At 65.2% G+C, this 7,258-nt stretch carries 6 protein-coding genes; 1 reads left to right on the top strand and 5 read right to left on the bottom strand.

Annotation, left to right across the window (positions count from 1 at the left end; genetic code table 11):
- Positions 1-18: 18 nt before the first annotated feature.
- Genes AC07AB_RS09090 through AC07AB_RS09100 form a run of 3 tightly spaced genes read right to left on the bottom strand, consistent with a single transcriptional unit; the run spans position 19 to position 4,740 of the window.
- Positions 19-3,141 carry a lantibiotic dehydratase gene (locus AC07AB_RS09090; RefSeq protein WP_478562464.1) on the bottom strand — a complete coding sequence of 1,041 codons (3,123 nt, stop codon included), beginning with the start codon at positions 3,139-3,141 and terminating at the stop codon, positions 19-21.
- Positions 3,142-3,163: 22 nt separating this feature from the next.
- Complete coding sequence (locus AC07AB_RS09095; protein WP_478562467.1) at positions 3,164-4,147, bottom strand: LLM class flavin-dependent oxidoreductase; 984 nt, start codon at positions 4,145-4,147, stop codon at positions 3,164-3,166.
- Entirely contained in the window at positions 4,144-4,740 is a 597-nt protein-coding gene (locus tag AC07AB_RS09100; RefSeq protein ID WP_478562470.1) for a hypothetical protein, read from the bottom strand. Before AC07AB_RS09100 ends, AC07AB_RS09095 begins: the two co-directional genes overlap by 4 nt.
- Positions 4,741-5,166: 426 nt before the next feature.
- Here AC07AB_RS09100 and AC07AB_RS09105 point away from each other — a divergent pair, with 426 nt between their 5' ends.
- On the top strand, positions 5,167-5,322 hold the full coding sequence (locus tag AC07AB_RS09105) for a gallidermin/nisin family lantibiotic (protein WP_478562473.1): 156 nt from the start codon (positions 5,167-5,169) through the stop codon (positions 5,320-5,322).
- 491 nt (positions 5,323-5,813) lie between these two features.
- On the opposite strand, the gene AC07AB_RS09110 is transcribed toward AC07AB_RS09105, so the two are convergent.
- Positions 5,814-6,389 (bottom strand): TerD family protein, encoded by a 576-nt coding sequence (locus AC07AB_RS09110; RefSeq protein ID WP_363229579.1) that lies wholly within the window; start codon positions 6,387-6,389, stop codon positions 5,814-5,816.
- Positions 6,390-6,529: 140 nt separating this feature from the next.
- Entirely contained in the window at positions 6,530-6,988 is a 459-nt protein-coding gene (locus AC07AB_RS09115) for a peroxiredoxin (protein ID WP_478562476.1), read from the bottom strand.
- Positions 6,989-7,258: the final 270 nt, after the last annotated feature.

Raw genomic sequence — 7,258 nt, forward strand, 5'->3', positions numbered from 1 at the left:
CCATTCTTGGTGTGACTGTCATGACCGACCTGCCTCTCCCTGATGGGCCCGGGATCGCTTGACCACGCCGAGGAGGAACAGCGCTTGATATTCACGGTTCCGGGGCAGCCCCATCCGGTTGGCGAACATGTGCAGCAGGCTCTGCAAAGTCATGGCGCGCAGCGGCCACGAGAGGTCGCTCTTGGCGAGTACTCCGGTCAGTTCCCGAAACTTCGGAGTCAGTACGTGACGCAGACGCGGGCCGGCCGCGAGCGCAGCCCCCGACGGGGGCTGCCGTATCAGAGGGCGGACCGCGTTGCGCAGCGCCGGGCTGGCGGAGGCGAACTCCGTCCGGTAGCCAGTCGTGATGAGCTGGAGCAGATCGTGCTCCTCCTGGACGGGGAGGTCCAGGGCCGCGAGATAGTCTTCCATCAGGTAAGCGGCATCCCTCAGGATTTGGCCGAGGCCGCCCTTGAGATCCTCTTCGCCGCCGATACGGTGCGCTGCGCGCGCCAGTTCGGGTGCCACGCACAATCGAGTATCAGCGGCAAGGAGATGGGACTCGGCGCAGAAGACCCGCTCGGCTGCAGGCATCGCGTCGGGCCCCCCGTACCGTTCGAGTTCCCGTATGTAGGAGTCGACGTGGTAGCGGTGGACAAGGCCGGCTCGAACGCACTCGTCAACCACTTCCCGTACCTGCTCGAACGTCACACCGTCGGAGCGCACGCGGATTCGCAGATGGTCGTCCGGGTCCGCGTACCGGATGTAGAACCACTGGTCAGGGGATTCCGCATAGGTCTCCGCCAGCCGAGACAGGGTCGCGTTCTCGTTTTCTCGGTCTCCGTATATGCGTAGGTACCACCACTCGGCCCCCGGCCGCAGATTCCGTACGGCGTCGGCCGTGGCGTCGAAGCGCGGTGCCGGCGGTGACGGCAGCACCGGCGCCGGTTTCCGGGCGACGGCTGAGAAGACGGCTTCGCTGGCGTACCGACGTCCGTCGAGGTCGTGGACGATGCCCATCCCGCTAGGTCTGGGCGCCTCCGAGACACGGTCCACGCCGTCGGCCGCCTCCCGCCGCAGCAGATCCCGGTGTACCCGGTCGGACAGGCGCAGCAGGAGGCGATTATCGAGCTCGCCAGCGTAAACATACTCCGGCAACTGTGTGTCGGCCGCCCACCGCACGAGCTGCCGGTCTTGCTCGTCCGGCCCCCCGGACAGCGGGGGGATGCGCCATGTCGGCAGGGCAAGCCGCACTCCGGCGAATTCCACCCCGGGCAGAAAGTCCATGAGCGGCTCCACCTCGCCCCAGGTCCAGGTGGGTCTGATGACGCCGTCGAGGGCGATTTCCTGAAGGAATCGGACGGGGTCCGCGGCGATCTCGGGATTCACGAGATTGGCCGTGCGGATCGCCACCGGCTTCCCCGTAGGGCCGTGGACCAGATGGAACCGACCGCCCTCGACCCCGACGAGCAGGTCGGCGAAGGCGATCTGCTTCGGGCGAGACGCGTCGCCGTCGAAGGTTCCGGTCGTCACCTTGAGCTGGTGGTCGTACACGCTGGGAGCGACGACCACGTTGTTCACCCGAGACCGATTACTCATGTAGTCCAACTCGCACAGAATGACGTCACGCTGGGCGGCCGTCTCGGCGCCGGTCAACTCTCGTACGTGCGCTTCGACAGCGGGGTCCCCGTAGGCGAACCTGCCGCTGGCCTTGCCCGCAGGGACAGCTGCCCCGATCGGCGACAGCGTGATCTCCACTTCATCGCCTTCGCTCTGGTCGAGCTGGAAAAACACGTCGTAACTCGTCGGCGGCGTACCAGAATTAGGAGGCAGTTCGTCAAGATCGGTTTGAGTGAGGGGCACAGTGTTCGCGCCGGTGCGACGCGCACGGTCGAGGAGGGCCGCCCGCAGACGTCGCACGGCGTGCGTCCACTCCCGGTCATCGGGCCCTTCGTCGCTCGGACGGTGCCGCGCTGACGGGTAACCGGCGGGAGCGCCAATACCCTGCACTGGGTCGAACACGCGGTACAGCGGAACGAGGGACCGGCCGAAGGCGTCGACGAACCGTTCGGCGTGGCTCCGCAGTTCTGGAAGGCGAACCGGCACGAGGGACATCCGCAACATCGCGCCGACGGCGGCTGTCGCCTTGGCTGCCACATGAACGGGGATCTGCCCCGACACCGCCAGGGACAGGTCAACTTGAAGTTGCTCCTGGGGAGCGTGGGCATCGGTGCGCAGCGCGTCGTACGCGGCGTTCAACGCGTCGATGCCCTGACCGATCCCGGTCGAACGGTAGGCAGCGACAGCGGTCTGCGCTCCCGTGAGCTGCTGCACAGCCTCGCTGTCCGCGTCCGGATCCGCGCGTATCCAGCGTCCGGCCGGGTCGATGTCGAACGCCGACGGGGCCAACTCTGTTATCAGCAGACCGTGGTCAACGAGCCCGTCGAGGAAATGGGTCAAGGTCTCGCCCGGGGCGTCCGGGAATGCCTCACTCAGGCTGTCGCGCAGCGCAGACAGAGTGCCCGGCTCATGGGCGGCATCCAGAACGTGCTGCACCGGGGGCGTGTATCTGACGTTGGACGTCTGGTTGACTTTTCCATCGGTCGCGTGGGGATTCACCATGACCGCGACCCGGTCGCCAATCCTATGCGCGGTCGGGTTGGCCACTACACGCATTCGATCGCCGAGTGCCGCCATGACAGAATCGGTCAGCTGTTTCAGATAAGTGAATCCCACCCGAGCATTTTTCCGGTGTTCTTCAAGCCGACCCAGGACGAGTGGCTCATCACCGAAGCCGACTACAGCGCTTCCCCCAAAAATCCCGAAGGGAGTGGTGCGGGTCGAGATCCTTATCGCATACTTTACCAAGCTTCGGTGGAGAGATCGAACTCTTCTCTCCCGCCCTCTTTCTCCGCCGACTCCACTCGCACCAGAACTTTCCAGTCCATCCCTTCCGGAGGAATCTAATAATGCATCAACCTGGTCTGCCAGTACGGAACTGGCCACACGGACTGACTCTCGAAATGCGCCATCCCGCCACAGTTCATCAATGCAGTCGAGCGGGCTTTGACCAGCAGTTTCATCTGGATAGAAATCAGTTGATCGAATTGGGGACCGCAGCAGGGCACGGGCCGACACCTGATATTCTAAATATTTCGTCATGGAAAATCAGTCACCAATGCGTTCAAGCGGACGCGGCAAGAATTTCGTTGACATCCAGCAGTGCTTCATCCGCGCCGTACCAGGCATACACGCCGGTCAGATTGAGGATCACCTCGTCGACGCCGGCTTCCGCGTACCGGGACAAGCCGTCGGCGACAGCGTGCGGGCTGCCATAAAGGAATCCTCCGCTGTCGATCAATACCTGTGCGGCCAAAGCGGGGTCGTTCGCCGGCAGGGCAGCCCCGGCGCGAGCCAGCATGTCGGCATAGTGCGGGAGCCTGAGATGTCCACCTACGGCCAAATGCGCCAGGCCGCTGGAACTGCGTCCCGGCCGTGCCACCGCCACGGGCACTACAGCGATCATGGAAGGGCGGGAGCGCCCCGTGGACTCGGCGCCCCGGGTCACTTCCGGCAGCAGGGTGTCCCGTACGTAGCCTGCCGGGGCCAACCAGGTGATGGCGGCGTCGGCGACTTCGCCGGCGGCCCGACCCATCTTCGGCCGCAGTACGCCCAGCCCCAAGTGCACGCGCGGGTGGGCTACCGGAGGCAACGAATCACCGGAACGGAAGGACGCGGGTGAGGTACCTGAGGTGACCGCCCCCGACGGCGGGTCCCAGCGCTGCGCCAGACAGGTGCGGGTGGCACGCAGGAACTCCACGCAGGTTTCGACGGGCCTTCCGTACGCCGCGCCAAGCCTTTCCGCCTGCGTTGCCCGGCTCCCCGGGCCATATCCGACGATGGCCGGCTGCTGGGTGACCGCCGCCACGGTGCGCGCTTCCAAGGCTGCCTGAGCAGGGTGCCGCAGGGGAGTGACCAGCACGCATGTCCCGGCGGCGACGGGGTAGCCGGCACCGGCCAGGTAGGCGAAGGTCGCTGTGGGTTCCAGTCCATAACTCTGCCCCTGCCACAGGCGGGTGAGCTGCGAGTCGTACATCACGTGGCGCGCAAACGGGATCGCCTCCTCGACCATGGCGGGCACCGTCGGGACCAGCAGCGACAGCTTCATCGCTGCTCTCCCCCGGCGAGTTCCATGCTGCGCAGGTATGCCCCGGACAGGACGGCGGACAACGGGTCGCCTCCGGCCGCTGCCGGTTCCGCGAGCCCCCAGTGGTCGATCAATCGGCTGGCTGTATTGATCAGCCCCTGATCACCCGAGTCCAGTACAGCACGGACCAACTGGTCTTCTATGGACTGCCGCAAGGCGGCAGCGAACGGACTGCTGCACTCAGGAAGGCAGGGGCCATGGTAGAGAATCAATGCGTCCGCCGGCTTGTTCGCCTTTAAGAGCCTCAACACTTCCAGAGCGTCGACCACGACCGGCGCGGGCAGCGCATACCGACGGCCCAGCGCCTCGTAGCGGACGTTCACCCCAATCCTTCGGGCGCGATACGCCAGGGTGGGAATCGTAGAGACAGATATTTCTCGTTCGTAGATACGATGCAGCAGACCATCACGACTCATGGAGCCGCCGGCTGCGGCGAGTGCCGTAATGAACTCCATCGCCTTGCTGCTGGTCACCGCGCTGCCGTTGATTTCGTAGCGACCGAGTACGTTGACCCTCAGCCCTGCGGGCATGCCCACTGACAGCGGAGCTTCCAAGTCGAAGTTTTGATGCGCAAGCGACGATTCCCCCAGCTCAGCTCTGGGAGCACGAAAAAAAGATACCGCCACAGAAATCCCCCACCCCATGTGATGTGCCGCGCCAGCCTTCATCCCAGACGTGATGGTCCACCAACGTTCCCTGAAGGGGAGCGCGTCACGCGACTGCTACATGCTAGTCACAGGAGCTTCACTGGATCAACACCCAACTTGAAGAAATAAAAAGTTTGGCGGTGATGGCATACATCTTTTACGTGAAGGGGATTGCGTACCCTCCAGAAACTTCCTCTTCCCTCGATCGCCAACTGATCCCCGTGTGACTGCCGCGTGAACAGGACGTGATTCCGGACTGCCACTCTATTTCTCGGCGAGCAGTCGATCCGCTGCCGCCAAGGACGCACACGCCCCATATCAAAAGGAGTAGATATGTCTGATTTCGACCTCAATGCTAAGATTCAGGATGCTGACGAAGACCAGATGAGCCCTCGCATCACCAGCGTCTCGCTGTGCACTCCGGGCTGCGTCACCGCCGCCGGCTGCACTACCAGTGTCTGCACCCAGGGCTGCCATATCAGCAAGTAAGCCAGGGCGCCCCCGCAGGGGACGTTTCCGGGTGCTCCTGCACGGACAGGAGCACCCGGCTCTTTTGACGTGTGCCCCCAGTGCCGGAGCTCAGTTCAACCTTGCTCCCAGGCCAACTGTGTCCTGCAGTCGGCACTTTGTCCGCCCCCTCATCATGCCGGGAACTCACACGATGACGAGCCGCCTGTACGACAGGGCCCGGTGGATCCGTACTGCGCCCCGCTCTCACCGGGCCGCATCTCGGCCAGGGACGGCCTCACAGGCCGCCGCGCGCATCGGGCACATAGGCCGGGACTCGATTGGGACCTCCTGCGCCGCTGGTGCGCCTTTCGCAGGCGCGACAGAGCGTTCGTCAAGCCCCTCTCCGGACCACGCATGGGTCCGGTGTGTGGCAGCCGGCATCTCATCATGAGACGCCGAACACAAGAGGGGGCAGGCCTCACGGGCCTGCCCCCTCGAGTTGCACCTTCACAACGGTGCGAGCAACAACGTCAGACGTTCACACCGAAGTCCTGCGCGATGCCGCGCAGGCCCGAGGCGTACCCCTGGCCGATGGCGCGGAACTTCCACTCCGCGCCGTTGCGGTACAGCTCGCCGAAGACCATGGCGGTCTCCGTCGAGGCGTCCTCGCTGAGGTCGTAGCGGGCCAGCTCGCTGCCGTCGGCCTGGTTCACCACGCGGATGTAGGCGTTGCGGACCTGGCCGAAGGACTGCTGACGGGACTCGGCCTCGTAGATGGAGACCGGGAACACGATCTTGGCCACGTCCGCCGGGACGCCCGCCAGGTTCACGTTGATGACCTCGTCGTCGCCCTCGCCCTCACCGGTGAGGTTGTCACCGGTGTGCTCGACGGAGCCGTCGGGGCTCTTGAGGTTGTTGAAGAAGACGAAGTTCTGGTCGTTGGCGACCTTGCCCTGGTCGTTCGTCAGCAGGGCGCTGGCGTCCAGGTCGAAGTCGTTGCCAGTGGTGGTGCGTGCGTCCCAGCCCAGACCGACGATGACCGCGGTCAGGTTGGGGGCTGCCTTGGTCAGCGAGACGTTGCCGCCCTTGCTGAGACTGACTCCCACGAGTCCTCCAGTGGTTTCGAGGGGGACGGCGAGATCTGCGCCCCCGTTGTGCGATGGCATCCGATCAACGTTTTGATCCTAGTGACCGGTTCCCACCGATTGCAGACTCTTGCGCCGGCGCCCGCGACGCAGCGTGCGCGTCAGAGGGTTTCGAGCGCCTTGGCGTACTCGTTCAGGTCGCGCGCGTCGGGGAGGCCGTTGACGATGGTCCAGCGCACGACGCCCTCCTTGTCGATGATGAAGGTGCCGCGCACGGCGCAGCCCTTGTCCTCGTCGAATACCCCGTACGCGCGGCTCGCCTCACCGTGCGGCCAGAAATCCGACAGCAGGGGGTACTCCAGGCCCTCCTGCTCGGCGAAGACGCGCAGGGAGAAGGGCGAGTCATTGGAGACCGCGAGCAGCTGCACATCGTCGTTGACGAACTTCGGCAGCTCGTCGCGGAGTGCGCACAGCTCGCCGGTGCAGACGCCGGTGAAGGCGAAGGGGTAGAAGAGCAGGACGACGTTCTTCTCGCCGCGGAAGTCGGAGAGCTTCACGCTCTGCCCGTGCTGGTCCTTCAGCTCGAACTCCGGAGCCTTGGTACCGACCTCAATCGCCATGGATGGCCATCTCTCTCTCGACGGATTCGACAGTCTCGACAAGAGCCGGCCCCGGGGCGGTCACTGCTGCCCGGCGCCGGCGCGTGCACGGCACCAGTCTGTCACTGCCTCCGGGCATGCCCCGGCGCGGCCTCCGACACGGCCCACAGCGGCCTCAGGGCACGGTCCGGAGCGGCCTTCCGGGCAATAAATGGGCATGACGGCGGGGGGGGGGGGGGGGGGGGGGGGGGGGGGGGGGGGGGGGGGGGGGGGGGGGGGGGGGTGTGGGGT

Source organism: Streptomyces sp. NPDC044033, from assembly GCF_056434425.1.